This window comes from Leclercia sp. AS011 (assembly GCF_037152535.1).
GTDB lineage: Bacteria > Pseudomonadota > Gammaproteobacteria > Enterobacterales > Enterobacteriaceae > Enterobacter.
Window position 1 is genome coordinate 1267039 of sequence record NZ_JBBCMA010000001.1, and the last position, 25706, is coordinate 1292744.

At 56.4% G+C, this 25706-nt stretch carries 25 protein-coding genes; 3 read left to right on the plus strand and 22 right to left on the minus strand.

Features of this window, described 5'->3' with window-relative positions; all coding sequences use genetic code 11:
- Positions 1-15: 15 nt before the first annotated feature.
- The 4 genes from WFO70_RS05855 to WFO70_RS05870 all read right to left on the minus strand — a co-directional run bounded on the left by WFO70_RS05855 (position 16) and on the right by WFO70_RS05870 (position 4833).
- Positions 16-1017 carry a fimbrial protein gene (locus tag WFO70_RS05855; RefSeq protein WP_337015115.1) on the minus strand — a complete coding sequence of 334 codons (1002 nt, stop codon included), beginning with the start codon at positions 1015-1017 and terminating at the stop codon, positions 16-18.
- Complete coding sequence (locus tag WFO70_RS05860) at positions 1005-3488, minus strand: fimbria/pilus outer membrane usher protein (protein ID WP_337015117.1); 2484 nt, start codon at positions 3486-3488, stop codon at positions 1005-1007. Before WFO70_RS05860 ends, WFO70_RS05855 begins: the two co-directional genes overlap by 13 nt.
- A 9-nt stretch (positions 3489-3497) precedes the next feature.
- Complete coding sequence (locus WFO70_RS05865; protein ID WP_337015118.1) at positions 3498-4187, minus strand: fimbrial biogenesis chaperone; 690 nt, start codon at positions 4185-4187, stop codon at positions 3498-3500.
- A gap of 148 nt (positions 4188-4335) precedes the next feature.
- Positions 4336-4833, minus strand: a complete 498-nt coding sequence (locus tag WFO70_RS05870) for a fimbrial protein (RefSeq protein WP_337015119.1) — start codon at positions 4831-4833, stop codon at positions 4336-4338.
- Positions 4834-5263: 430 nt separating this feature from the next.
- Here WFO70_RS05870 and WFO70_RS05875 point away from each other — a divergent pair, with 430 nt between their 5' ends.
- Entirely contained in the window at positions 5264-5575 is a 312-nt protein-coding gene (locus WFO70_RS05875) for a hypothetical protein (protein ID WP_337015120.1), read from the plus strand.
- A gap of 1 nt (position 5576) precedes the next feature.
- Here WFO70_RS05875 and WFO70_RS05880 read toward each other — a convergent pair whose 3' ends face one another.
- The 7 genes from WFO70_RS05880 to WFO70_RS05910 all read right to left on the minus strand — a co-directional run bounded on the left by WFO70_RS05880 (position 5577) and on the right by WFO70_RS05910 (position 11403).
- Positions 5577-5987: a DUF6691 family protein gene (locus WFO70_RS05880; RefSeq protein ID WP_337016621.1), complete on the minus strand. Its 411-nt coding sequence runs from the start codon at positions 5985-5987 to the stop codon at positions 5577-5579.
- A gap of 10 nt (positions 5988-5997) precedes the next feature.
- Complete coding sequence (locus tag WFO70_RS05885; protein WP_337015121.1) at positions 5998-6429, minus strand: YeeE/YedE family protein; 432 nt, start codon at positions 6427-6429, stop codon at positions 5998-6000.
- Entirely contained in the window at positions 6419-6742 is a 324-nt protein-coding gene (locus WFO70_RS05890; RefSeq protein WP_442913353.1) for a metalloregulator ArsR/SmtB family transcription factor, read from the minus strand. The genes WFO70_RS05885 and WFO70_RS05890 overlap by 11 nt, the downstream gene beginning before the upstream one ends.
- A gap of 123 nt (positions 6743-6865) precedes the next feature.
- Complete coding sequence (locus WFO70_RS05895) at positions 6866-9442, minus strand: autotransporter domain-containing protein (RefSeq protein ID WP_337015123.1); 2577 nt, start codon at positions 9440-9442, stop codon at positions 6866-6868.
- A 360-nt stretch (positions 9443-9802) separates the two neighbouring features.
- Positions 9803-10138, minus strand: a complete 336-nt coding sequence (locus tag WFO70_RS05900) for a hypothetical protein (RefSeq protein WP_337015124.1) — start codon at positions 10136-10138, stop codon at positions 9803-9805.
- Between the two features lie 120 nt (positions 10139-10258).
- Positions 10259-10576, minus strand: a complete 318-nt coding sequence (locus tag WFO70_RS05905; RefSeq protein WP_442913354.1) for a helix-turn-helix domain-containing protein — start codon at positions 10574-10576, stop codon at positions 10259-10261.
- A gap of 71 nt (positions 10577-10647) precedes the next feature.
- Positions 10648-11403 (minus strand): DeoR/GlpR family DNA-binding transcription regulator, encoded by a 756-nt coding sequence (locus WFO70_RS05910; RefSeq protein WP_337015125.1) that lies wholly within the window; start codon positions 11401-11403, stop codon positions 10648-10650.
- A gap of 87 nt (positions 11404-11490) precedes the next feature.
- On the opposite strand from WFO70_RS05910, the gene WFO70_RS05915 reads away from it, so the two are divergent.
- A complete protein-coding gene (locus WFO70_RS05915) occupies positions 11491-12075 on the plus strand; it encodes an NUDIX domain-containing protein (protein WP_337015126.1) in 585 nt (194 codons plus the stop codon).
- Positions 12076-12162: 87 nt separating this feature from the next.
- Positions 12163-12921 (plus strand): trans-aconitate 2-methyltransferase, encoded by a 759-nt coding sequence (tam, locus tag WFO70_RS05920; protein ID WP_337015127.1) that lies wholly within the window; start codon positions 12163-12165, stop codon positions 12919-12921.
- Here the strand turns inward: tam and WFO70_RS05925 are convergent, their stop codons facing one another.
- The 11 genes from WFO70_RS05925 to glsB all read right to left on the minus strand — a co-directional run bounded on the left by WFO70_RS05925 (position 12922) and on the right by glsB (position 25654).
- Positions 12922-14112, minus strand: coding sequence for a cytochrome c biogenesis protein/redoxin (locus WFO70_RS05925; RefSeq protein WP_337015129.1), 1191 nt, complete (start codon positions 14110-14112; stop codon positions 12922-12924).
- A gap of 239 nt (positions 14113-14351) precedes the next feature.
- Entirely contained in the window at positions 14352-15653 is a 1302-nt protein-coding gene (locus WFO70_RS05930; protein ID WP_337015130.1) for an ATP-binding protein, read from the minus strand.
- Entirely contained in the window at positions 15650-16390 is a 741-nt protein-coding gene (locus tag WFO70_RS05935; protein WP_337015131.1) for a response regulator, read from the minus strand. Before WFO70_RS05935 ends, WFO70_RS05930 begins: the two co-directional genes overlap by 4 nt.
- A gap of 47 nt (positions 16391-16437) precedes the next feature.
- Positions 16438-17433, minus strand: coding sequence for an alpha/beta fold hydrolase (locus tag WFO70_RS05940; RefSeq protein ID WP_337015132.1), 996 nt, complete (start codon positions 17431-17433; stop codon positions 16438-16440).
- A 150-nt stretch (positions 17434-17583) separates the two neighbouring features.
- Positions 17584-18498: a bestrophin family protein gene (locus tag WFO70_RS05945; RefSeq protein WP_337015133.1), complete on the minus strand. Its 915-nt coding sequence runs from the start codon at positions 18496-18498 to the stop codon at positions 17584-17586.
- Between the two features lie 248 nt (positions 18499-18746).
- Positions 18747-20198 (minus strand): tagaturonate reductase, encoded by a 1452-nt coding sequence (locus WFO70_RS05950; protein ID WP_337015134.1) that lies wholly within the window; start codon positions 20196-20198, stop codon positions 18747-18749.
- A 118-nt stretch (positions 20199-20316) separates the two neighbouring features.
- Entirely contained in the window at positions 20317-20844 is a 528-nt protein-coding gene (locus WFO70_RS05955; protein WP_337015135.1) for a GNAT family N-acetyltransferase, read from the minus strand.
- Positions 20845-20925: 81 nt separating this feature from the next.
- Complete coding sequence (locus WFO70_RS05960; RefSeq protein ID WP_337015136.1) at positions 20926-21891, minus strand: sensor domain-containing diguanylate cyclase; 966 nt, start codon at positions 21889-21891, stop codon at positions 20926-20928.
- A gap of 51 nt (positions 21892-21942) precedes the next feature.
- Positions 21943-22935, minus strand: a complete 993-nt coding sequence (locus WFO70_RS05965; protein WP_337015137.1) for a sensor domain-containing diguanylate cyclase — start codon at positions 22933-22935, stop codon at positions 21943-21945.
- 181 nt (positions 22936-23116) lie between these two features.
- The gene (locus WFO70_RS05970; RefSeq protein ID WP_337015138.1) at positions 23117-24568 is read right to left on the minus strand and encodes a GGDEF domain-containing protein; all 1452 of its coding nucleotides are present in this window, start codon (positions 24566-24568) and stop codon (positions 23117-23119) included.
- A 159-nt stretch (positions 24569-24727) separates the two neighbouring features.
- A complete protein-coding gene (gene glsB, locus WFO70_RS05975; RefSeq protein ID WP_337015139.1) occupies positions 24728-25654 on the minus strand; it encodes a glutaminase B in 927 nt (308 codons plus the stop codon).
- Positions 25655-25706 lie beyond the last annotated feature (52 nt).

The following is a 25706-nucleotide window of genomic DNA, read 5'->3' on the forward strand; positions in this document are numbered from 1 at the left end:
CTGAAACACGCAGCGCTAATAATAAGTCAGCGTATAAGTCGCCACCGCGTTAACCTCCCCGGCCGCCACGCGACGTTGGGTCTGATAGTAACGTGCATGCAGAGGGATGGTATATTGTCCCTCTGGCGCAGTCCCCATATCCATCTCTTTGTGAAAGATCACCGGCGCATTCTGGTAAAGCAGCTGAACCCCTATACCGCGCGCCCGGTTATGACGGGCATCGTTTTTTAGCACCCCTTTCTCTCTGACGAAGGCGGACTCCTTACCGTCCAGACGCAGCTTCACCCCCACCGCACTATTGCAATCAAGCTGTAACGCGAACGGCGTATCCCCTGCGGTATCACCCACCTGCTCAAACTGATTCAGATTGGTCGCCGGGAGTTGTACCGTCGTGGGCGTCGAGGCATTCAGGGTACAGGCTCCCACTTTAATTCGCCCATGTATTTCAAGGGCTGCCACAGCGGTATCGCCTGCGAACAGAAAATGGTTGTCACGGTAATTCAGATCGCCTGACGCCACCCCGGAGGCCGTTTTCACCAGTTCGACTTTGACCCGAAACATTCCCGTGCGAAATGCATCGTCATCTTGTCCCGGTGGGAGGTGAACCGCTGCGGTAAAAGGTACACTGGTCATGCGTGCCGGGAAACCGTCATAGCCGCCGATCGCCCGCAACGAAATCCTGACGCCCAGGCCGTTCAGATTGGTGGGGTAAATTTCAGGAGATTGCGCCGTGCCTGACATAAAGGCTCTGAAATCAACGTCAGGGTTCCCGGGATGGCCCTTATCACAGGCGATCCACTGCTCGCCGCCATCACTTATCTCATTCCATGAAAACGTCTTGCTGTAGACAGGCGTACCAGGCAGCGCATTTGCATGAATCATCATGCTGCCTACGTCCACGCGCAGCGTGGATGCTTTCCCCTGGGCAAACACAGGGGTACATGCCAGGGCCTGTGCGCCATGAAGCAGAACAGGGATTAACCACCATTTCAGGCGGTTGAGCGTTAAGAAGTACATGAAAGACTCTGCTGTAAAATAAGAGATGGTGCAGACGCCAGGACGCGTGATAAATCGTAGCGCGCAATACACTGCTGATTAGCGGCCGTTCCCCACTGGGCTTTGAGACGCCCTGCTTTTCGCAGACCCGACAGATAGACCTGCCCGTCGTTAGCGACAATCCCCTCTGACTTATCATCGAGGGCTGTCACCTGCGTGCCAAACGGCAGCGGCTGGCTGTTTTTTTGAAGTATCAACAGCGCCTTATAGCCCACGTGCGCGCGAAAAGAGGCCATAACTATCGCATCTTTGGTGGGAACCGCGGTCACCGAACTGTTGGATAAATCAACGTTAGCGGGCAGCGCGTGGCTATCCAGTGAAACGGTATTACGATGGTAGGCCGTCGCAAAAGGCAGCACGGCATACCCGGAGGCGTTGGTCCTGATCGTTTTCTGGTTTTCCAGCGGCACATTACCCGCACTATTCGCATTCACTAAGATGACGGGACCCTCCATCTCCTGCGAGAACACCACCCCATGCCGGTGCAGCAAAACGCCGCCGCTGGCACCGTAACTGACCCGTTTCATCTGACTGTCTTCGCTGTAGCTGGCATTAAGAGCGCCCTGGCTGCCGGTGTATCCCAGCGACACGTCACCGCTCTGCCCTTGCTGGCTATCCGTACTTTGCTCAACGGAATAGCTAACAGAACGATCGTCCAGCAGCGCCCCATTAATACCCAGTGTCTGCGTAACGCCTTTTTTCTGCGACGACGAGGTGTTGTAGCTGACATAGCTATCGGGGAGAAACGTCGCCAGCGGCACCGAAAGCGAGAGGGAGATGACTTTGTCGTTATCCTGCTGCTCTGAAGAGTGGGTATCACTGTAACCCAGCGACCAGGAGACGCCGTGAAAATCGCTGCTGATGCCCATGTTCGCCGTGCGTTGCGCCCGCACTCCTGACCAGTAGTCATCCTGATTCAGGCTGAGGTACAGCGATAAACCGGAGGCGATGGTCTGATTTAGCGTCACCTGCAGCGTCGATTTTTTGTTTTCCTCATCCGCATCATCGCTCTCGTCCGCTGACGCATCCGCCAGGGAAGCATAACGCTGGTGGGAGTAGCGCCAGGCATTGATCCTGACCAGGGTGCCGAGTTGCTCAAGCCCTTTAGTATATTGCAGCTGCCATGCTCGCCCGGAACCCTGCACCTGGCGGGTGCTGGCGTCCGATGCCAACAGTTGAAGCGACAATGCCCCCCAGTCTCCCAGCCCTTTCCCCATCCCTAGCGAAAGATTGCGATACTGCTCCGCCACCTGAAGGCCGCCAAACCCGGTTATCCCCTGGCCGAAACCGCGCATGAGCGAAATCTGCGTCATTAGCGGCTGACGGGCATTGCCACTGGCAGAGTATCTCCCGGCGATCAGGGTGTATTTCAGATAGCCTTCACGCTGCATCTGGTTGACCGATGAATAAGGCTGGTAGAAGCGGCGTTCTTCACCGCTGGATTCTTTAACCACAACCTCAAGATCGCCGCTGTTGGCCATGGGATAGAGATCGTTAATGACGAAGGGCCCCGGCGTGACATAGGTCTGGTATAACAGATAGCCATTTTGCCGGACCGTGACCCGGGCATGACTTTTTGCAATGCCGTGGATTGTGGGCGCAAACCCTTTTTGGGAGTCCGGTAGCATCTCATCATCAGACGCGAGACCCACGCCCTGCACCTGGACTGGATCAAAAACCTCCCCGGAGGTAAACGCATCTCCCAGCGTTAACTCGCTTTTCCAGCGCGCAATATCGCGTTCCAGCCACGTGGCCGAACTGCTCCAGTGGGTTTTTTCATTGCTGTTACTGGTCAGACTGCCATCCGAACGCAGGCGCCATGCCCCCAGGTTAGCGCCATTCTTCATCATCACAGAGTTGTCATTTTCACTTCCGCCGCCTTGTCTGTCCCGCTGGCTGGCACCGGAATAGCGATAGTTAAGCTCAACGGCGTTAATGCCCTCATCCCATAGCGTCACCGGGACAGCGCCGCGGGCCTGCTGGCTCATCAGCGCCTGAGGGATGGAGAGCACCAGCTTCTGATGCTGAAAATCGAATGTTGTGCGACTGTCCGGCAGCACTTTCGCCAGGTCGACGCAGGCAGCAGGCTTGTCGTCATCCCCGTTCTGCGCCAGTACCGCGGGATTAACGCCCGCCTTGCGCAGATCCTGAGAGGTCAGACAGGGCACCAGCGCCCCATGGGCACCATGGTGAAATTCGATATCTTTGGGTGATTCAATACTGACATCATTAACCAGCCAGTTGACCAGGTAATGACCTTCGGGTTGCGCATCCTGTGCGTTGAAGCTGCTTAAATCAACCGAAGGTAAATTCTCGTTTTTCTCCAGCAGATCCATATTAAACGCTGGCTGCGCCAGAACGGGCTGGCAGTAACCCCATACCGCTATCAGCAGATAGCCATGGGGTTTCAGGCCGATGTTCCAGCGCTTCATGACAAGGGGTTAGCCCTGATTGAGGGTTGAACTGAAGTGTTGAGGTGCACCGAAATCATCAAGCGTGTTCCAGGAAATGCTTTGCGCCGTGCTTCCTGCCGGAACGGTATAATCCTGACGGCCACCCGGGGCCAGTACGCTCTGGTCAGCGGCAGTTTTACTCTGCTGGTTACCCAGGGTAAATGAGGTGACGGTGACATAATAAGGCGATGGGTTCACTGCATGAAGCTGATGACCACTGATGCTCCAGTGCAGATTTTTCGCGGCGGCCAGCGACGACCCGGGTAAACCGAGGGGACGATAGATCAGCTTAAGTTGATTCTTAATCGCGAATTGCAGAATATTTTCGCCCCCCTTGCCGCTATTTTGAGGGATCACCTTAATATTCAGCACAAAAAGCGACTCTTTATTTTTGGGAAGTTGACCGGAGGTCTGGATCACCCGTAAATCGTTAGTATTTCCGGCGTCAAGACGAAACAGTGGCGGTGTCACGATGAAGGGGGATTTATTCTCATCGCCGATGTCGCTTACCCAACTCTGAATCAAAACCGGCGCATCGGTGTTGGTATTCTGCACAGAGATGTCCGCTTCATTTTCGCTGGACAGGTAAATTAACCGGGTTCCTCCGATAGAAACCCCGCCCGCTAATACCGGAGAGGAAAACAGCATCACGGCGGCGAGTAACGTCAGGCTTTTCATTTTCATTGGTAGCTTCTTTCGCAGATCTGGAAAAAGAAAAGAGCAGAGTGACTCTGCTCTTTATGGAACTCAGGTGAGTGGATAATAACTATTCGTAATTAATATCAATGCTAGCATTTGCATTAATATTACCGGCGGTGACATCCACCTAGGAGTCACTCTTCAGGTCGGCAAGAAAACCAAAGGTAATATCACCATTATCATCGGCCTGTTTGGTGGCCGTTTTTACCTGCTTATCAAAAGTCAACTGCGTGCCCTGTGTGGAACCATCGTCGCTGGAATAGACTTCAATTCCAACGCCCTTCGCCACACCGTCAGCGGCATTCATGGCCAGTACGGCATCTGCCTTACCGTTGGCATTGGCATCAGGCGTACCCTCCAGACTGATACTGACGTTCTGTGCCGTCGGGCACCCTTTCAGATGGATTTTAAACGGGGTTTGCGCCGTGGTTTGCTCATGTGATTTCAGTGTATCCATGTTTACACTACCGAAATCGACGTTCACATTGCCGGAATTATCGGCAACCTGACAGGTTTCATTGATGATTTTACCGGAGAAATTAACGGTGCTCGCATGCGCCGACAGCCCGGTGAAAAAGAAGGTCAGGAAAGCGCCGGAAAATAAAATCTTAGTCTTAGAATTCATTTTTATAGCCTATAAAAGACAGGATAACGTGTTATCAAATAAACAATGCAAGTTGCATTCAATTAACAAAAATGACTCAGAACATTCTTAGCCCCGTGTCACTCGGCGACGAGTATAAAAAATTAAACAGTTCGGAAAAATCAACAAGATGTTCTGATTTGTAAGCTTTAGAGATATTGCATGTATCGCAACATGCAGGCAACAGCCAGCCTACATAAATAGACAGCAGATCGCTGCTCTCCTTTTATTTGCAGATCAGTGGAAGAAATAACCAACAATGTATTAATGCAGAGGAAATAGTTTACCGCGCAACTATTTTGCAGTACCGTGTATTTCAGGCAGGACGTCTGATTGTATCGGTTATACCCTGTCGGCAGCAGTGTGGTGAATAACGCTACCGTGCTTGCCGATAGCTCAAGGAGAGAGAAATATGTGCCTTCGGCAGATCACCCTATTTTTAGAACTCTTAGTTTTACTCAGCCTCCCGGCTGTCGGCCATGCTTCATCATCAGGTAAGCTACATTTTTCCGGACGGATTTTTATCGTCGGGTGCTTAATCGACCCGCAGGGTAAAAGTGCGCAAATCGTCTGCGGCAAAACCCCGCATAAAGAACGCCTGAACATCGCCTCATATTCCCCTTCCACCGCTGAATTTGCCTTGCCGGATAACCGGGGTGAAGCGTCGGTCCGGTGGTTGAACAGGCAACACACCGAAGCCGATCTGATCGTCAGATATCGCTAGTTTATGCTGGCCGAACCCGGTTCACTATCCCCATCCCGGCCAGCATCGCCAGAACAAACAGCAGCCCCTTCCCGACGCCCGCCCCCAGCAACACCAGCGACGGTCCGGGGCAAATACCCGCCAGCCCCCAGCCGAGACCAAACAGAATCGCCCCCACCAGCAGCGGGCGATCTACGGCGTTATTCTCCGGTAGCAGGATGGGCACCCCGCAAATGGCTCTTTTTCTGCCTTTCACCAACGCAAAACCGACTATCCCCACCGCAATCGCCCCCATCATCACGAAGGCAAGCGAGGGATCCCAGGCCTGAGAGAGATCGAGAAAGTGAAGTACCTTTTCCGGGTTTGCCATCCCACCGACCAGCAGGCCCACGCCAAAAATCAGGCCACACAGAAACGCGCTAATAATCAGCATCATCTTCTCCTTAACCCAGCCAGAAACCGGTCAGCGTGGCGGTAATCACGCCCACGGCCATAAAGGTCAGCGTGGCGGCCAGGGAGCGCTTAGAAAACCTCGACAGCCCGCAGACGCCATGCCCGCTGGTGCACCCGGATCCGAGACGCGACCCGATGCCCACCAGCAAACCGGCCACGATAATCGTCGGCCAGGAGGTCTGAACGGTAATGGCCGGCAGCGGGAAAAAGAGAGAGAACAGCAGCGGTGAGCCAATCAGACCGGCTAAAAAGGCTATCCGCCACCCTTCTGTGCGGGTCTTTTTCGCCAGCATACCTGCCACAATGCCGCTGATCCCGGCGATGCGCCCGCAAAAGTGGATCAACAGTATGGCTGCAAGCCCGATTAACACCCCGCCGCCGAAACTGCTCAGCGGTGTAAAGTGAGCGAAATCAATGGTCATGGTCGACTCCTGCCTGTGGGCAATAGAGGTCATATAAGGTATTGAGCAGCGTGAAGATCCGCGGATCCTCAATCCGGTAGAAAATCTGTTTACCTGTGCGTCGGGTCTCCACCAGCTGTAAGCGCCGCAACACCCCCAACTGCTGGGATAAGGTGGGCTGACGGATCCCCACCGCCTCTTCAAGTTGCGCGACGCTGGCTTCCCCCTGGCTTAACTGGCACATCAGCAGCAGCCGGTCCGCATTGGACAGACCGCGTAAAATCTCTGCGGCACCCAGCGCCGCCTGTTTCATCGCATCCTGAAGATCGGTCATGGTTTCCATCATCAATATACAATTTTATATAATGTATTTTAGTATATTGTATCCCGGCGCAGGCTGCAAAAAAAAACCGGCAGCGATCCTGAGATCCCTGCCGGTTGGCTACGTCAGACGTGATTAGAATTTGTAGCTGATACCCGCCTGTACGCTGGCATCGTTATCCACATCACCTGTACCGAAGTAGACCCCGGTGTTAACGGAGAAGTTGTTACCGATAGTGGTGTTGATACCCGCCCCGAAGATACCCATCGAGGTGTTGTGACCGTCGGTGTTGTGATAATCCGCCGCTTTGATGTCGGTATTATCGCTAAACTCGGTCTGGTAACGGGCATCGGCCCATGGATAGAGCTCGACGTTCTTGTTGAGGTCTGCCAGTTTGGTGGTCACGTGCATACCGACACTGGTATTCCACTGGGAAACCTGGTTGTCGCTGAAGGCCAGCTCTTTATCAGAGAAGCCTTTCTCTTCTGCTTTATCCCATCCTAAGGTGGCATACGGCTGGAGGACGGTTTCACCCGGCAGCATCACGTTCACACCGGTACGCAGCTGGGTGGTATACAGATTACCGTCCGCAGAGCCGCTCAGCGCTTCGGTCATGCCGCTGGTATCTTGCGTGCTGTTCTTCGCTGACATTGAGTAGCGCATATCGCCGTAGCTGAAGCTACCGTCAACAAACATGCCCCACAGATTGTCATGCAGCGCCTGCTGCCAGCCCGCATACAGGCTGTAGTAGTTGCCATAGACGGTATCCTTGAAGCTGTCAGCGCCGCCGCTGTTGCTCTGGTCGCGGCTGCGGGTCCAGGCCAGCGCCACGCCACCGGTCAGGCTGTCGCCGTTGTCCAGACGAGTTGTCCAGTCAACACCGCCCTGCACGCCCTGGGTGATGTCTTTGTAATCGACGTCATCGCTGTAATCGCCATGCTGATACAGGAAGTCGCCCCACAGCTGCGCCCCTTCGGCGACGTTACCATACAGGCTCTGCAGATGAACCTGGTTCAGATGGTTGGCCAGATCGTCGGTAACCAGGCGGCCCGCCTGTTTGGCAGCATCCAGACCGGCAATCGCCCCCTGGACATCGCTGGCCAGCGCCCCGCGGGAGCTGTCCAGCAGCACGTTGTAGGCGTTCGGAGCGGCCATCAGCCCGGCGCTCTTAGTCAACTGCGCCGCCTGTTCAATGGTCAGGGAGTTATTGTAGTTGTAAGCTCCGCTGCGGTTTTCAACCTTTTGGGAACCGTTGCTGAACTGTGCTTCAACCGCATCGGCCGGATTGCCGGCAGTGGAGAATGTCGCAATCTGGACGTTTTTCTGATTCAGGGTAGACGCAGAGATCTGGGTCACCGTCAGGCTGTTATTCGTCCCGGTGACCGTACCAAAGTTGACGGTACTGTCGGAGGTCATGGCGACCTGAACATTGCTGCCAGTGGTATCCGCCGTTAAAGACGAGCCGTTCTGGATGGTCCAGCCAGTGTTATCGTTTAACTTATCGATGTCGATATTGTTATCCGACGTGGTGTTGATCGTTTCAAATCCGCTGATCTTACCGGTAATGGTGCTGTTGGCATCCATTGACAGCTCATCAGTGCCGGTGCCAGCATCCACGTTGCCGGTCACAGAGGAATTATTGGTCAGCACGACCGTATCATTACCTGCCCCGGTAGTAATGTCCCCGTTCACCGTCGAGTTGTTCAGCTGCACCGTGGTGCTGCTCTCATCGGCAGTCACAATGTTGCCGTTCAGGGTGCTGTTATCCAGCGAGATTTGCGCCGTGGAGGAAGAACCACTCCCCACAACGGCCACTGAACCGTTCACCGTAGCGCCATTGGTCAGCGCAACTGTGGACGCCTGCTGACCATAGATCCCCATCGCAACAGTTTGCCCCTGAAGTGCTGAGGTAATGCTGGCTGCATCCGCATTGCCTGCATAGGCTCCTTCAAAATAGCCCTGCAAGGTGGCGTTAGTTTCACTGGCCGTAACGGTGCTGTTATCAACGCTAATAGTATTATTGCTATTGCTGAAGGCATAAATAGCGCCGTTAACGGTGCTGTTGCCGGCAACATTAATGGTGTTGTCCCCGCCGGTCACGGTATAAATATCCCCGCCGAGGGCACTGCCATTTTCAATATTAACGGTGTTGGTGCCCTGGTTAGCGCCAGAATCAACAAAAATCGCCGCGCCGCCCATATAGGCTTTATTCCCTGGCTGCGCTTTCGTTGCCGCACCGTAGGCGAGATTGTCATTTTCGCCGGTCAGGGTGGCGTGATTAATATCAATATTAAAGCTGCCGTTATCACCCGCAGCGTTATTACCCCCTTCAATCATGTCGGTGGTCGCGCCATTTTGCAGGGTAATATTTTTGGTACCGCCAAAATTAGCCTGAACAAAGGTTCCGCTCATGTCGGTGCCGTCTACGGTCAGAGACTGGGTATCTTCCTGCTTGTTATCCCACAGATAGATAGCGTCATTGCCGTTACCGGTGCTGTTGGTGTTGGCATCGTTGATATACGCAGTACCGTTATCATTGACTGCCCGGGACACAGTGCCATTCGGACCACTAAAAGAGTTAGTCTGGAAACCGCAGGTACTGGTCGGGGCATCGGTTGGTGAGCAGTCTGCTGCCATGGCATAGCCGGAGAAAGCAGTCAGAGAGATCAGGATGCATTGTGATAACAAGGTACGACGAGTTTTATAGCGCATTTTTATATCCCTAAGATGATTCTGATAAACAATCGATCGCAGAGATTTTTACGCAATAAAAACGAATTAAGAATAGTCTCGCTGCCTGCTATTTGTAATATTAATTCCATCCCGGCATTTAAATATAAAAATCAGAATAAGCAGGATGAGTATAAATTTTAGATTAATAGATTCATGTGATGAATGATTTTGATCGCTTATTCAACGCAGGGGAGCACCATAAACCCCCTCGTTTTATAGATACCCCTTAGTGATTATAAAAATACCGATTCAGGAAGAGTAAAAACACTATAAATAATGTTTAGGATACTAACATTTTGTTTCATTGGGCGGGGGCAAGGTGTCGCTCCCGCCGGAAGGTTAAATCTTCAGCTCAGGAACCAGGGCTTTTTTGTCCGACATGCAGGTCTGCCACGCCTTGCCGGGCTCGCCGTTATCCAGCACCGAGGAGGTGCGATACTCCACCGTGCGGGTGCGCTGGTCAGACGCCACGTACTCGATGGTAGTCCAGCGGGTGTCAGCATCCTTCCCTTCGGCGGTGAGTTCGATGGTCTGGTTTTTCACAATCTCGGCGCACTCGCTTGCCGCGGCCTCAACTTTGCGAAACTTCTTCTCTTCAGGTGAGGTGCCCTCGTTGGACATACACCCGGTAAACAGCAAACAGGCCAGAGAGATCAGGCTGATTTTTTGCAGCATCACGCAGTCCTTTTGTTAAACACGCATTAGCTGAAAGCGTAGCCTATGCGGCTGGGCTCTTCCTGGTTTAACGGAGCTGGGCCTGCATTTCCCTTATTTCTCGTAACTGCTCTCTGGTCATCAGGCGATATGACTCTTTTTCCTTATGCGTTGTCGCGAAACGCTGGCTTCGAAGTGGCGAAGATCGTCCAAACTTTCCAGTTGCGGCAAAAACAGATTTTCCAGTTCCCCGCTAAGACCCAAAACCATCGCCACACGCACCACGACTTCAAAGCTGATATTGCGCCCAGCTTCCAGATTTGAAACTGTATTTACTCCTGTACCCGCCCGCTGCGCCAGTTCGGCTTGGGTGAACTGCCGTCGAAGACGTTGCTGGCGCAAACGTTCGCAAAGCAACGTGAGAATTTCATCAGGACTTTTAAAGTTTAAATCCAACATTTTGTACCTTAATGGCTAATTTGGACTTTAAGCCACAAAATATGAGAATTAAATGACTCAATTAAGGCCATTCACGCTTTCACAACCGAAACCCCCTGCTGGCTTACCGCCTCCACCCAGCGGCTGTCGGTATCCGGTTCAACCACCACGGTGTTGATCAGCGCAAGCTCACCAATCAGGAAAGACGATGCGGTGTTGATTTTTTCCGGGGAGGCCAGTACCACCGTTTCGGCGGCTCTGCCGGAAAATGCCCGTTTGATGCACGCTTCTTCATAATCTCCGGTGGTTAACCCGGCCTCAGGGTGGATCCCGGTTACGCCCATGAAAAACAGATCGGCATGGATATGTGCAATCCCTTCAATGGCTGCTGCCCCCACCGTGACGACAGAGTGGCGGAACAGGCGGCCGCCGATGAGGATCACCTCCACCCGGGGAAAGTCCACCAGCGCCAGGGCAATACCCGGGCTGTGGGTCACCGCCGTGAAAGGCAGATCCGCAGGCAGGCTGCGCACCAGCTCGGTGGTGGTGGTTCCGCCGTCGATGATCACCACCTGGCCCGGCGAGATAAGCTCAACCCCCTTCTTTGCTACCCGTTTTTTCGCCTCGATGCCGAGACTGCTGCGTTCGGCAAAGCTGGAGACCGCCTGTGATGCCGGTAACGCGCCGCCGTGGACCCGCTGTAAACGCCCCTCGGCCGCCAGCTCGCGCAGATCCCGGCGAATGGTGTCTTCTGATACCTCAAATTCCAGGCTGAGATTTTTGGACAGCACCTGCCCTTCGGCACTCAGTTTTTCGAGGATCAGCTGTTTGCGTTGACGAGTGAGCATGGGGTGGTTCCTGAGGTTGCATGTTTGATCTTGATATTGCACGAATGTGCGGTTTATGATGCCCACTCTACGTAAACAGGAGGCATCGTGCAATCTAATCGTGCAGAAGTACGCATCCTCGACAGCAAAACGCTGTCAGATGACTGGTACACACTCAAGAAATATACCTTCGACGTGCGCCGCCGTAACGGGGAGTGGCAGCGCCAGAACCGCGAGGCCTACGACCGGGGCAATGGCGCAACTATCCTGCTCTACAACCGCGACAAACGGACGGTGATCCTCACCCGCCAGTTCCGCTTTCCGGTGTACATCAACGGGCACGACGGCTATCTGATTGAAACCGCCGCCGGCCTGCTCGACAACATGGCACCGGAAGAGCGCATCAAGGCCGAAGCGGAAGAAGAGACCGGGTATCAGATCGACCACGTTGAGAAAGTGTTCGAAGCCTTTATGAGCCCCGGCTCGGTCACCGAGAAACTCTACTTTTACATTGCGGAGTATCTTCCCGGGGATCGCACCGGCGAAGGCGGCGGCATTGAGGCCGAGGGTGAGGACATCGAGGTGCTGGAGTGGCCCATCGATCAGGCGTTACTGGCTATTGATGACGGACTGATTGTCGATGGCAAAACCATCATGCTGCTGTATCACGTGGCCCTGAAGAAGATCCTCTAACGAAATCGCACCGACAGAAACGGATTTCTGTCTTTTCGCAAACCTCATCATCTACACTTCTGAAAAGCACAAACCGGAGATGCCTGCATGACCGACTGGAACCCCGCCCTGTATCTGCAATACGGCGCAGAACGCACCCGCCCGGCTTTAGAGCTCCTCTCCCGCATTGCGCTGGATGAGGTCACCGATGTTGTCGATCTGGGCTGCGGGCCGGGCAACAGCACGGCGCTGCTCCAGCAACGATGGCCCTCGGCGCATATCACCGGGGTGGATACGTCCCCGGCGATGCTGGCAGAAGCCCGAGCGGCGTTGCCGGGCTGTCGGTTTGTTGAGGCCGATATTCGCCACTATCGCCCGGAACAGGCCCTGAGCGTGATTTACGCCAACGCCTCGTTGCAGTGGGTGGAAAACCATTACGAACTGCTGCCGCATCTGGTCTCGCTGCTGAAGCTGAACGGCGTACTGGCGATCCAGATGCCGGATAACTTCCTGGAGCCGACCCACGTGCTGATGCGTGAGGTAGCCTGGGAACAGGATTATCCGGATCGCGGCCGCACGGCCCTGCCCGGCGTCCATGCCTATTACGATATTCTGACCGAGGCGGGATGCGAGGTGGATATCTGGCGCACCACCTATTACCACCAGATGCGTTCCCACCAGGCGATTATCGACTGGGTAAGCGCTACCGGCCTGCGGCCCTGGCTCCAGGAGCTGAATGAGAGCGAGCAACAACGCTATTTGCACCGCTATCATCAGCTGCTGGAGGAGCAGTATCCGCTACAGGAGAACGGGCAGATCCTGCTGGCTTTTCCGCGACTGTTTATCGTCGCCAGACGTGTCCCTTAATCAGGCTTTCGCCTCTTTCAGCAGCTGCTGGATCACCAGCTCCTGCTTATCGTTATTTCCCTCGCCGAAAGAGGCGTAGCGCAGCTGCCCTTTGGCATCAAAGAAGTAGTGTGCCGGCCAGTAACGATTACCGAAGGCGGTCCAGATCCTGTAGTTGTTGTCAGTCACCACCCGGTACGGGAGCTGCCATTTGTTGATGGCCTGCTGCACCGACGCCAGCGGTTTTTCCCACTGATATTCCGGAGTATGTACGCCAATCACCACCAGTCCCTGAGCCTGATACTTATTGGCCCACTCGCGGACGTGCGGCAGAGCGTGCTGACAGTTGATGCAGTCCCAGGTCCAGAAGTCGATCAGCACCACTTTGCCTTTTAACGACGCCGGGGTGACGGGATCGCCGTTCAGCCAGCCGGTGCCCCCCTCAAGGGACGGCATGGCGCTGGTGGTGACCGGTTGTGCGACCGGCTGGAGGGTTGGCTGAGGTTGGCTTTCCGGTGCCAGCTGCAGGAGCGTTTTCTCCAGACGGTCGGCTACGCCGTTTGCCCCCTGAAAAACGCTGTTCAGACCGAAGGCGGTAAAGGCCACCGACATCAGCATCGCCACGCCCGCCCCTTTTCGCAGCCCGTCCATCAGCCCCGACTGGGTTTTCAGCCGCGCAATCAGCGCCTGCCCGCTGAAGCCGAGCAGCGCCAGCATCACCGCACAGCCGCTGCCGTAAGCCGCCAGCAGGCTACCGGTGGCGATCGGGTTATGCCCTGCGATACTCAGACTGAGGATCGCCCCCAGAACCGGTCCGGCGCACGGCGACCACAGCAGCCCGACCGCCAGCCCGGCGAGCACCGCTGAGGCCTGGCCTCCGGTTTGCGTGCTGCGGGAATTAATCGCGTTGCCAAGGCGTAATGCGGGTCCGGCGATGCGCTGGGCAAAGGTCGGGAAGATCAGGGCCAGCGCAGCCAGGCTCAACATCCCCAGCGCAATCCAGCGCCCGACCAGGGTGGCGCTGACCACCCAGTCGCTGGCGACGGTGATCAGGCTGGCAACCAGGGTAAACATGATCACCATCCCGAAGAGCATGGCGACAAGCTGGCGCTTCTGGCCGCGAAAACCGGCGAACAGCAGCGGGATGACGGGAAGCGTACAGGGGCTGAGCAGGCTGACCATGCCCCCTAAAAATGCGATCACGAGAAACATAATTCACCTCACTAAAGCGGTTGGCTGCGACGATTACAGTGAGGCTATTACAGCGTGGGGATGTGTCTGGCATGTGTGGAGGACAGGGGGATTTGTCAGGTGGTGTATTCGTTTAGCGCGGAGATACAGTTCGGTACAAAGGGTGCGGTCTGAATGCCCGGCGGCGCTACGCTTGCCGGGCATTCAGGGACAAGACCTTGTTGTGTAGGCCGGGTCAGGCGCAGCCGCCACCCGGCAATTCACACCACCGGCAAGGTAATGCGCGCGGAAAGCCCGCCCTCGGGCCGGTTTGCCAGCTGTAACTGCCCCTCCAACTGGGCGGTAAGCTGGGCGGCAATCGCCAGCCCCAGCCCGGTGCCACCAGTGTCCCGGTTACGGGAGGATTCCACCCGGTAAAACGGCTGCAACACCGCCGCCAGCTCCTGCTCCGGAATACCCGGGCCGTTATCGTCCACGGCGATCAGCACCCTGTCATCGCCCACCGTCAGCCTCACCTCCGCGGTATCACCAAATTTCAAAGCGTTATCCAGCAGATTGGTGAGGATACGGTGCAGCGCCTGCGGACGGGTGGCGAAGGGTACGGCGGTGCGGGCTGCGGTAAACTGCACGTTTTTGCCGGTATCGCTGTAATCACACACCAGGGTATCAATAAAGTTATAGAGATCGACGTTGCGCACCGGCTCTGGCGATACCCCGGACGAGCGGGCGTAGTCGATCCCCTCGCGTACCAGCCGGGTCATGCTGTCCAGATCCTGGGTGAGTTTGTCGCGCAGTTCCGGCTGGTCGGCCATCTCCACCCGCAACCGCATCCGGGTGATGGGCGTCTGTAAGTCATGGGAGATGGCGGCAAGGATCTGCGCCCTCTCCTTCAGCGAGGTCTGGATCCGCTCCTGCATGGCGTTAAACGCCCGCGCCGCATGTTGTACCTCCAGCGGGCCTTGCTCGGTGAGGGTCAGCGGATTCGGGCTGGCGGGTTCAAGGGTGTCGACCGCCCGGGTAAAGCGGGTAAAAGGCCGCACCACCTGACGCACCGCCAGCCAGGCGCAGAGCGCCACTAACAGCAGCTGAAGAATAAACACCACCGGCAGCCAGCGGGCGACCGGCGGCATCCGCGGGGTAAGATCCAGGGTCAACGGCGAGCCGTCACGCAGCGTCAGGTGTGCCTGGATATGGGAAACCGGCCCCGGCACCGCCGTGAAGCGCAGCGGATACTGGGTCGCCAGGGTATCCGTTAACGTCCGGACCGCATCCCGGGAACGGGCATCCGCGGGCGGCGCGCCCGCCTCTCCCGGCCCCAGTATGTAGTGATAGTTATCCCGGTCGAGGCGCGGAAGCCACTGCGCCCGCTCATTCGCAGGCAGCCGGTCGAGGATCGCCACGCTGGTGGAGACATCATCCTGCAGATTGCCCAGCATCACGTTGCGCACGCTGCTCATCCGTTCGTACATGACCAGGGTCAGGCTCAGGCCATTGGCAAGCAACAATCCCAGCAGGACGATCAGCAGCAGACGATAGTGCAGCGAACGCGGCCAGAGCCTCATTCTTTGGCCTCAAGAATGCTCACCGGCATCGAAAAGACGTAGCCTTCGCTGCGCACTGTTTTTATATACAGGGGTGTGCGTGCATCCTCATTCAGACGCTGGCGCACCCGGCTGACCAGCAGATCGATGGAACGCTCGAACAGCTCAGCATCCCGGCCCTGAGTCAGGTTTAGCAGCTGATCGCGGGTTAACACCCGCTGGGGATGATCGACAAACACCCGCAGCAGACGGTACTCCGCCCCGCTCAGCGCCACGATGGTGCCGGTGGCATCCAGCAGATGACGGGCGCTGGTGTCCAGTTGCCACTCGCCAAAGGCGATGATCCGCCCGGCTTCGGTCACCTGCAGATTGGGCGGCAGCGTGCGAAAGCGGCGCAGTATGGCTTTGATCCGCGCCAGCAGCTCACGCGCCACAAAGGGTTTGACCACATAATCGTCGGCCCCCATCTCAAGACCGAGGATGCGATCCATGTCGTCATGGCGCGCGGTCAACATTAAAATCGGCAGATCTTTATGTTGGCCGCTGCGCAGCTGGCGGCACAGGGTCAGTCCGTCATCACCGGGCATCATGATATCCAGTACCACCAGGTCGACTGCCTGTTTATCAAGCACGGCGCGCATCTCTTTGCCGTTAGCGGCACCGGTGGCGCGATAGCCCGATTTCAGCAGATAATCGACGACCAGCTCGCGAATATCCCGGTCGTCATCGACGACAAGAATGTGATCGGTTGTCTCCACCCTAAGCTCCTGTTAATCAGCGATTCGCCAAAAATAGCATAGATTGCTTATAACTTATCCGCATCCACCACCGCCTTGACGAAATCCTGCGGATCTTCCTGCGCCGGATTGTGGCCAATATTGCCGGTAAAGGTGCGATGCTGATATTTGCCGATGAATTTCGCGGCATACACCTCAGGCAACGGGTGCGGCGCGCCGTTATTGTCGCCTTCGATGGTGATGGTCGGGACGCTGATGGTTGGGGCGGTCGCCAGTTTTTGCTCATAGCTGTCGAAGCGACGTTCCCCTTTTTCCAGCCCCAGACGCCAGCGGTAGTTACTGATGGTGACCGCCACGTGATCCGGGTTGTCCAGCGCTTTGGCACTGACGTTGAAGGTGGCGTCGCTGAACTTCCAGCCAGGGGACGCGAGGGTCCAGATCAGTTTGGCAAAATCATGGGTGTTAGCGGCATACCCCTTCTCACCGCGCTCGGTGGCAAAGTAGAACTGATACCACCACTGCAACTCGGCCTGCGGCGGGAGCGGTTTTTCCCCGGCCTTCTGATTACCAATCAGATACCCGCTCACCGAAACCAGCGACTTCACGCGCTCCGGCCACAGCGCTGCCACGATATCCGCCGTTCTGGCCCCCCAGTCGTAACCGGCGAAGACCGCACGTTTGATTTTCAGGGCATCCATCAGGTTAATGACGTCTTTCGCCATGGCGGCAGGCTGGCCGTTGCGCGGCGTAGCGGGCGACAGAAAATGGGTCGTCCCGAACCCGCGGTTGTACGGCACAATCACCCGGTAGCCTTTGGCCGCCAGCGCCGGGGCAACCTGAGCGTAACTTTGAATGTCGTATGGCCAGCCGTGCAGCAGGATCACCGGTTCGCCATTTTTCGGCCCGATATCGACATAGCCAACGTTGAGATCGCCGGCGTCAATCTGCCGGATCTGTTTAAAGCCGGCGGCATAGTCGGTGCCCGCCGCTTCGGCCTGACAGGCAGAAACGGTGGCTAAAGAGAGGGTCAGGGCCAGGGTTAAGTAAGCCAGTTTGTTCATCATGGTGGGATCTCCGGGTCAGTAGAATTTACCCGGCTATCTCACCACTCTGATGTATGGCGAATATGTGCAAAATGGCCCGTTTTGCAAGCTGCTGTATCGCGAGCAGGCCCGGATACACTGTGATACAAACTGAACGTAAAACGGCAGACCTCAGGTCAGCTGGTAATACTTGTCCGGCATTTTGCGCGCGGGGATCTCCGGCTCATCGTTCATCTGCAGCAAATCAATCTCCATCGCATTGCAGATGGCATCCAGCGGCAGGTCGTTATTCTCGGTGCCAAACGGCTCCTCCAGCTCTTCCGCCAGGGTATCCAGCGAGATAAAGGTGTAGGAGATCAGCACAGACACGAACGGCGTCATGTAGTGCAGGTCGCTGACCAGCGCAAACGGCAGCATGATGCAGAACAAGTAGACGGTACGGTGCAGGATCAGGGTGTAGGCAAACGGCACCGGGGTGTTGGCGATACGTTCGCAGCCGGCCAGCACGGTCGACATATCATTCAGACGAATATTCAGGCTGTGGAACAGGATATCCGACAGCTCGCCTCTCCGGCGTCTGACCGCCAGCCACTCCCCCATGATCAGCAGTATGCGGTTGGCAGGCGAACTGGAGTCCATCGCCACGCGCAGGTTCTCTTCGGAAAGATATTTCGCCAGCTGTTCTGCCTGCGGCTGTCGGCGCAGGGTCATGCGCAGACAGTGGGCAAAGGCAATCTGCAGGCGAACAAACTCACCCAGCGCCGGGTCGTCCGGCAGGGTGTTTTTGACTTCACGGAACAACGAGCGCGAGGCAATCATCAGCTGGCCCCAGAGCAGGCGCGCTTCGACATAGCGGGCGTAGCAGGCGTTGTTGCGGAACCCGAGGAAGATGGCGATGGCAACCCCAAGAATGCTGAACGGTGCCACCGTCAGCCGGATGCCCAGTGAGGTATACCAGGGCAACATCAGGATCACGACGATAGAGAGCAAAAAGTTTAGAAACAGGCGGGAAAAGATTTTGGTCAGCACGGAACCGTGCCAGACGAAAATCAGACGCAACCAGTGCTGTTGAGGTCGAACAATCATAGTCAGCTTCATCGGGAAAAAAGAGCGGTGACTATTAAACGTGATCGTCGTCACGGTTGCAAGTATGTTAAAAAATGATGATGTTTTTGCGAGGCTTAGGGCAAACCGCACGGGGGCAAGGTGTGTTATTACAGGAAAGCGTTAAAGTATGTTGTAACTAAGGAAGGTAAAAAGGAGTTAACAAGAGTGCCCTGTTTTTCCCCTTACCCTAACCCTCTCCCAAAAGGGAGAGGGAAAAGTTCAACGGATCAGCAGAGCGGCTTAACCGCTTCGCGCATCCCTTTGTGCAGAATCGCATCCAGATCCTGGGCAACCTGCTCTACCAGGCCATTGACCTGAGTCAGATCCTGCTCCCAGTGGTCGCTGACGCTCAGCACCGCGCTCACCAGCTCGCGGGTGGTGATCTGCTGGTCATTATGCTGGGTCCACAGCTGCTGGAAGCGGGTGATCCAGTGCGCATCGTCCTGCACCGGGTAGCTTTCGCCGTTACGCTCCGCGCGGTAGAAGGCAATCAGCGCCGCCAGGGCAAACGTCAGACGCGCCGGGAGTTTGCCGCTGGCCTGCTGCCCTGCCAGAAGCTGCGGCAGAATGCGGGTGCGGTACTTGGTCATGCCGTTGAGGGCAATCGACAGCAGCTGATGTTTGATGTACGGGTTGCGGAAACGGCCCGTGACCGCGCTGGCAAACGAGGCCAGCTCATCACGCGGCAGATCCAGCACCGGGATAATCTCTTCATGGATAGCTTTTTCCACAAAGGCGCAAATCTCGGTGTCGTTCATCGCCTCACCCACGGTATCCAGCCCGGCCTGGAAGGCCACAGGCACCAGGGCGGTGTGCGCCCCGTTGAGGATCGCCACTTTACGCTCTTTGTACGGCTTGATGTCATCAACAATCAGCACGTTCAGCGCCAGCTTGTCGAGACGCAGCTCCTGCGTCAGGGATTTCGGCCCCTGGATCACAAACAGATAGAAGTGTTCGGCGGTATCAAGGAAAGCATCGTGATAGCCAAGAGAGGCTTCAAGCTGGGCCACTTCATCACGCGGATAGCCGGTGACGATACGGTCAACCAGCGTTGAGCAGAAGCTGTTGGCGTCGTTCAGCCACTGGGTAAAGGCCGCCGGCAGCGCCCACTCCTGAGCATAGCGCAGCACCAGCTCGCGCAGCGCCTCGCCGTTATAGTCAATCAGCTCACAAGGGACAATCACCCAGCCTTTATCGGCAGCGCCGTTGAAATGGCTGAAGCGCTCGAACAGCAGACGCGTCAGTTTCGCCGGATAGCTCACCGCAGGGGCATCCTCGAATTTATCCCCGGCGTGATAGCTGATCCCCGCCTCCGTGGTGTTGGAGAAGACAAAACGCATCGCCGGGTTGTGGGCCAGCTTGAGGAATTCATCGTACTGGTCGTAAACGCTGATTTCGCGGTTAACCGAGCGGATCAGGCGAGCGTCGCTGACCGCTTCGCCCTGCTCGTTCAGGCCACGAATAATGGTGGTGTAGAGGCCGTCCTGGGTGCTCAGGGAAGGCGGGAAATCGCTTTTGATCGGGCGGACAATCGCAATACCGGCATTGAGGTCGGTATGTTCATTGAGCAGGTCGATCTGCCAGTCAATAAACGCGCGCAGGAAGTTGCCCTCACCAAACTGGATGATACGTTCAGGATAGAGCGCTCCGGGGAAATCACGACGGTTCAGTGTGTTCACAATGGGGTCCTTGTAATGATTAGTCATACAGCCTGATAAGATTGGTACGATAACTTATCAAAACTTAACGACCACGAACCCCTGTTTTGATCAAATACGCGGTGAATTGTGACAGGATCTATAAGAATTTGTAGAACACTGAGGTGGCCGCCATCTCACCGTCAGGCATCAGGGCGTAGCGCGGGATCTCGCCCACTTTCTGCCAGCCCGCCCGCTGATAGAAGATCTCTGCCCCGCTGCCGGTGGTAGTGTCCAGCACCAGCACCGTCTTACCCTGATCCCGGGCAACATTTTCCAGGGCCTGCATTAACCGTCCCGCATCGCCGCAGCGGCGCGCGTTCTGGTGAACCAGCAGTTTGGCGACATCCGCCCGGTGCGGCTGGTTGTCAGGCTGATCGGTGATCAGCTGCACGGTGCCGGTGAGCTGGCCCTCAGCATTGGTCGACACCAGCAGAGTCCGCTCCCCGCGCCCGACGCTCTCGGCCACACCGCGCCAGAACGCGCTGGCCTGCTCGAGGCTATAGGGCAGCATAAAGCTTACCGACGCGCCGCCGGTGACACAGCTGTGCAGAATGTCAGCTAACTGAGGAAGGTGCGCGAGGATGTCGTCGCGCGAAAAAATATGAATAGCAGGTGATGTCATCATTATTCTCCTTTTAATCAACGGCAACACCATGCGCTTTACATTTTTGTAACACAAGAGAGACTGTCAGAGGATTTTCTTATCTCAGCAGCCGGTACCGCGCTGCTGTTTCATGGAGTACATCATCCGGTCGGCGGTTTTCAGCCAGCTCTCCAGATCGTCGCGATCGTGGTTAAACTCGATGACGCCCCAGGAGAAAGAGAGCGCCCAGGGATATTCAGCATGCTCATTCCACACCGCGGCCTGTTCGGTAAGATACTGCATGGCAATCCATGCGCCCTTCTCGTCGCTGTTGGCAAACAGGATCGCGAACTCGTCCCCGCCGTAGCGCGCCAGCACGTCGGCTTCGCGGAAGGTGGAACTCAGCAGCCCGGCCATCGCCTTCAGGGCGTTATCGCCATCGGCGCGACCGTAGCGGGCGTTGATCTGTTTAAAGCGATCCAGATCCAGCCAGGCGAGAGTCAGTGGCTCTGCCCGACGGCGCGCGGCACCAATGACGTAGGTGGCAAGATGGTGAAAACCGCGGCGGTTATACAGTCCGGTCAGATTGTCGATGATAGTGGCGCAGGTCGCGGCGAACTCCACCTCTACCAGCGCCGCCAGATCGGCCAGCGCCGCAACGTCGGCCGCGGAAAACTGCCGCGGCTGATGGTCGATAATGCACAGGGATCCCACCGTGGCCCCATTGGGCAGATGCAGCGGATAACCGGCATAAAACCGCACCGGAACGTCGTCGGTGGCCAGTGGATTATCGGCAAAACGGACATCGTCTAAGGTGTCGGGCACCACCAGCGGCGAATTATTGAATACGGTATGGCCGCAAAAAGAGAGGTTGCGCGGCAGATTGGTGGCATCAGCACCCTCCGCGGATTTAACCACCACCACGTGCTCGTCAACCAGGTTGATCATCGCCACCGGTACCGCAAACAGGCGTTTTGCCAGGCGGGTCAACCGGTCGTAGGTCGGATTATTTTCAGTCTCAAGCAGCCCGGATTCGCGCAAGGCGCCAAGACGCGCCACTTCATTCTGGGGTAAAAAGGGGGATTTCATACAGACTCCGGACATCAGGCTTTTTAAAAGCTTAGCGCATTATGACGCCGGTCAATGGGCGAATATCCTATTTTTACCTTCGCGCTTCGCCTGATAGAGGGCAATATCGGCTGCCTGCAGCCAGTCTGTGACATTTCCCATCTCCCGGGTGGCGATAGCAATGCCGATGCTCATCGTACACGGGACCGCCTCTTCCGCCACGCCGTCGATCACCGCGGCGGCATCCATAATCCGGCTGGCGACCACGTGCGCCTCCTCCAGGGTGGTATCAGGGAGCAGGATCACAAACTCGTCGCCGCCCAGCCGCGCCGGGGTATCGCTCTGCCGGGTGGCGACATGTAGTATCTGTGACACTGTCACCAAAAGCATATCCCCCACCTTATGACCGAAGCGATCGTTCACCTCTTTGAAGTTGTCGATATCGATAAACATCAATGCCGATTCGCGGCAGGTCTGCCGCAGTTTATGCAGCTCATTGTCGATTCGCTTCTCCAGCAGACGGCGGTTGGCAATGTCGAGGAGCGGATCCATCATCGCAATGCGTTCCAGCTCGCGGGACTTAAAGCGCAGCCGCATGGCGATGCTGTTGGTGAGCAAACTCAGCGCCACGGTATAGATGCCGATCAGCGGCAGCGTGGCGTACATCGTGCGCTGGGACACCCAGGGGATAAGCGCCATCCCCTGCGTCAGCCAGCTGGCCATAAAGACCACCAGCATCACCGCACCGGCTTTTTTCATCAGCGGGAATCCGCCCGCTGCCAGCCGGTCAGCCATTAAGATGCTGGCAATGGCGAGAGACGGCAGCGGGTTCGCCGCCATCATGGCGATCCAGAACCCGCCTGCCCCGGCGTCCAGTATCAGGTTTTGGTGTTCCGTACTCAGCGGCGTGGTGGAGCGACGGGCGCGCCAGAAGGCCAGCGTCGGCCAGATAAAGGCGTTGATCCCCAGCAGACCCATTAGCCAGGGTGAACGTTGATGCTCCACCAGGACGGAAAGAATGGGGAAAAAGCAGAGAAATGTTCCAAGCACTCGCATCAGAAACATGCGTTTGATAAACCGACTGCCAGGCACGCGAGGGGGTTTACTGAGTCTGTCAGTTCCGTTCATCACACGAATTTTCCGAAATAATCACCCTATTATATTATTGACGGATAAAATTCGTATCAAGGCATTTATCAGTTTTGTGAATATATGGCAGGGCCCGCCCCACCGGGCAGGCAAACGATTATACCTGCTCAGATGGCGCTGCATTTTGTACGGCAGTCGTTATCTCTGTCATTCGCGCGCTGGTGCGATTTCGGCCTGCTTTTTTCGAACGATACAGATAATCATCCGCTTCGCTCATCAGACGATTGAAAATTTCCGTTCGCTTCCAGGGATCCGATTTTCCGTTGCCCAGCCCGATACTGACGGTCAAAAACAGTACCTGCCCGCGCCAGTTGAACGGATGTTGTTCAATAGTGGTACGGATACGTTCCGCCAGGCCGTACCCCTGCTGCGCCGACACGGTATTGACCACCACCGCAAACTCCTCGCCCCCCATCCGCGCCACCAGTCCCTCGTTCCCTACCGTCTCCTGCACTTTACGCGCAAAGGCCGCGAGCACGGTATCGCCACACTCGTGACCGAAGTTGTCATTGATGCTTTTGAAATAGTCGATATCCAGCAGCATCACGGTCAGCAGCGGGCTTTTACGTGTGCCCTCATCGCGCTTCAGGGCCTCGTACAGCCCGGACCGGGAGTACACCTGGGTCAGGAAATCATAATCGGCGCGCAGGGAGACCTGGCGGATCAGCGAGTTGATCGCCGCCATGCTGACCGAGACCATCACCGGGCAGACAGCCATAGTGGCGATCCCCAGCCGGGCAGAGAACATCATCGGCGTGGTGATCGGCGTGGTCGCCAGAATGGTAATGATGGAGTTGCCGACCAGGGTGATCTCCACCGCCCCGGTGACAAAGGTCAACAGGCAGGTCGCTGGTAGTGAATAGCGCACCGCGCACCAGATCAAGGCTGGCATTGGAAACGCCAGCGCACCGGCCCCGCCAATTGCCACCGAGGCCGCCACCGAGATAATCAGTAACACCACCGGCATCAGATGGCTGGCCCGCAGGGTCCGCTTAAAGGTGGGCCAGGTGATGGTCAGCATGCAGGGAACAATCAGTACCCCGGTGGAAAACTGTTCGCTAAACCAGTCGGCGACCAGCGGCCAGAAGGCGCGATTATCCACCCCGCCCGACACCATCGCCCCGAGCAGCGCGCAGAGCAGCGCGGCCACCAGACAATAGTTAAACAACCGCAGGGCATTTACCGGATCCGGGGTGCGGTTTTTCAGCCGCCTGTCGCGCTGGACCAGCAGGGCAACCATGACGATAAACACCATATTCGAGAGGTTGATGCCCAGCGAGGTGATGCCCCAGTTGGTGGTGAGGGCGTCATAGACCAACATGGCGAAATACGATAGCGCATAATAGTGCGGCCGGTTCAGGTAAGCGTAACGGGCAAATACCCCTGCCATGACGCCGTTTAGCGGCCAGAACATCGACAGTGATTCCACCAGACGCAGCTGCGCGCCAATAAAATAGAACAGCGTGGTCAGGACAAATATTCCCACCGCATTACGCAGGGGGCTTTCCGGCTGAAAAAGCGCGAATGTTCTGCTGGAGTCAGAAGACATGCAATATCAATCCATAGGGTTGCTTTTAACAATGATTTATCACCCGCGCGGGTGAATGTTAAAAGTTTGGGACTCATGTATATCACATCAGGGGGGGTACAATCACCACTCCGTTAAGGGGGCTTAACTGTCAGTCGTCAGCCCCCGGGTCGGATCCGGTTAATAGACCGAGCGGCCCAGCTTCTGGGTCAGACGCTCCAGCACCGCGACGCCGGCCAGGGAGTTCCCCGTCTCGTCCAGCTCCGGGCTCCAGACCGCAATCGCCATCTCGTGCGGCACAATCGCCACCACCCCGCCACCAACCCCCGATTTGGCAGGCAGCCCCACGCGCCAGGCAAACTCACCGGCATTCTGATACATGCCGCTGGTGGCCATCAGGGCATTCACCTGCCGGGCCTGCATCGACGTGACCACCGGCTCTGAGAGGTGCGGCGCATAGCCCTGGGCGGCCAGAAACAGAAAGGTGTCGGCCAGTTCAACGCAGTTCATCTTCAGGGCGCAGTAGTGGAAGTAGTTTTGCAGCACCGTCGAGACATCGTTATGGAAATTGCCGAACGACTTCATCAGCCAGGCGATCGCCGCATTGCGCGCCGAGTGTTCGAACTCTGATTTAGCCACCAGGGTGTCGTAAGCAATATCGCTGACCCCGGAGAGCTGGCGCACAATCTCCAGCATCCGCTGACGCGGGGCGCTGAGACGGCTTTGCAGCATATCGCACACCACCAGCGCCCCGGCGTTGATAAACGGGTTGCGCGGTTTGCCCTGCTCGATCTCCAGCTGCAGCAGAGAGTTAAACGGCTGGCCGGAGGGATCTTTCCCTACCCGCTGCCAGATCTCGTCTTCGTCATACTGACGCATGGCCGCCACCAGGCTGAGCACTTTTGAGATCGACTGAATGGAGAAACGTTCGGTGGCATCCCCGGCCTGGAAGCGCTGACCATCGACGGTACGAATGGCAATCCCGAGCTTGTTGCCGTTGACCGAGGCAAGCGCCGGAATGTAATCGGCCACTTTGCCCTGGCCCAGTAAGGGACGTACTTGCGCCAGAATGGCGTCCAGCATCTGATTATTGATGTTCGCAGCCATCGGTTGCTCCTTGCTCACAGGCCAAAAACGGCCTGCGAGTATAACAGAGGCT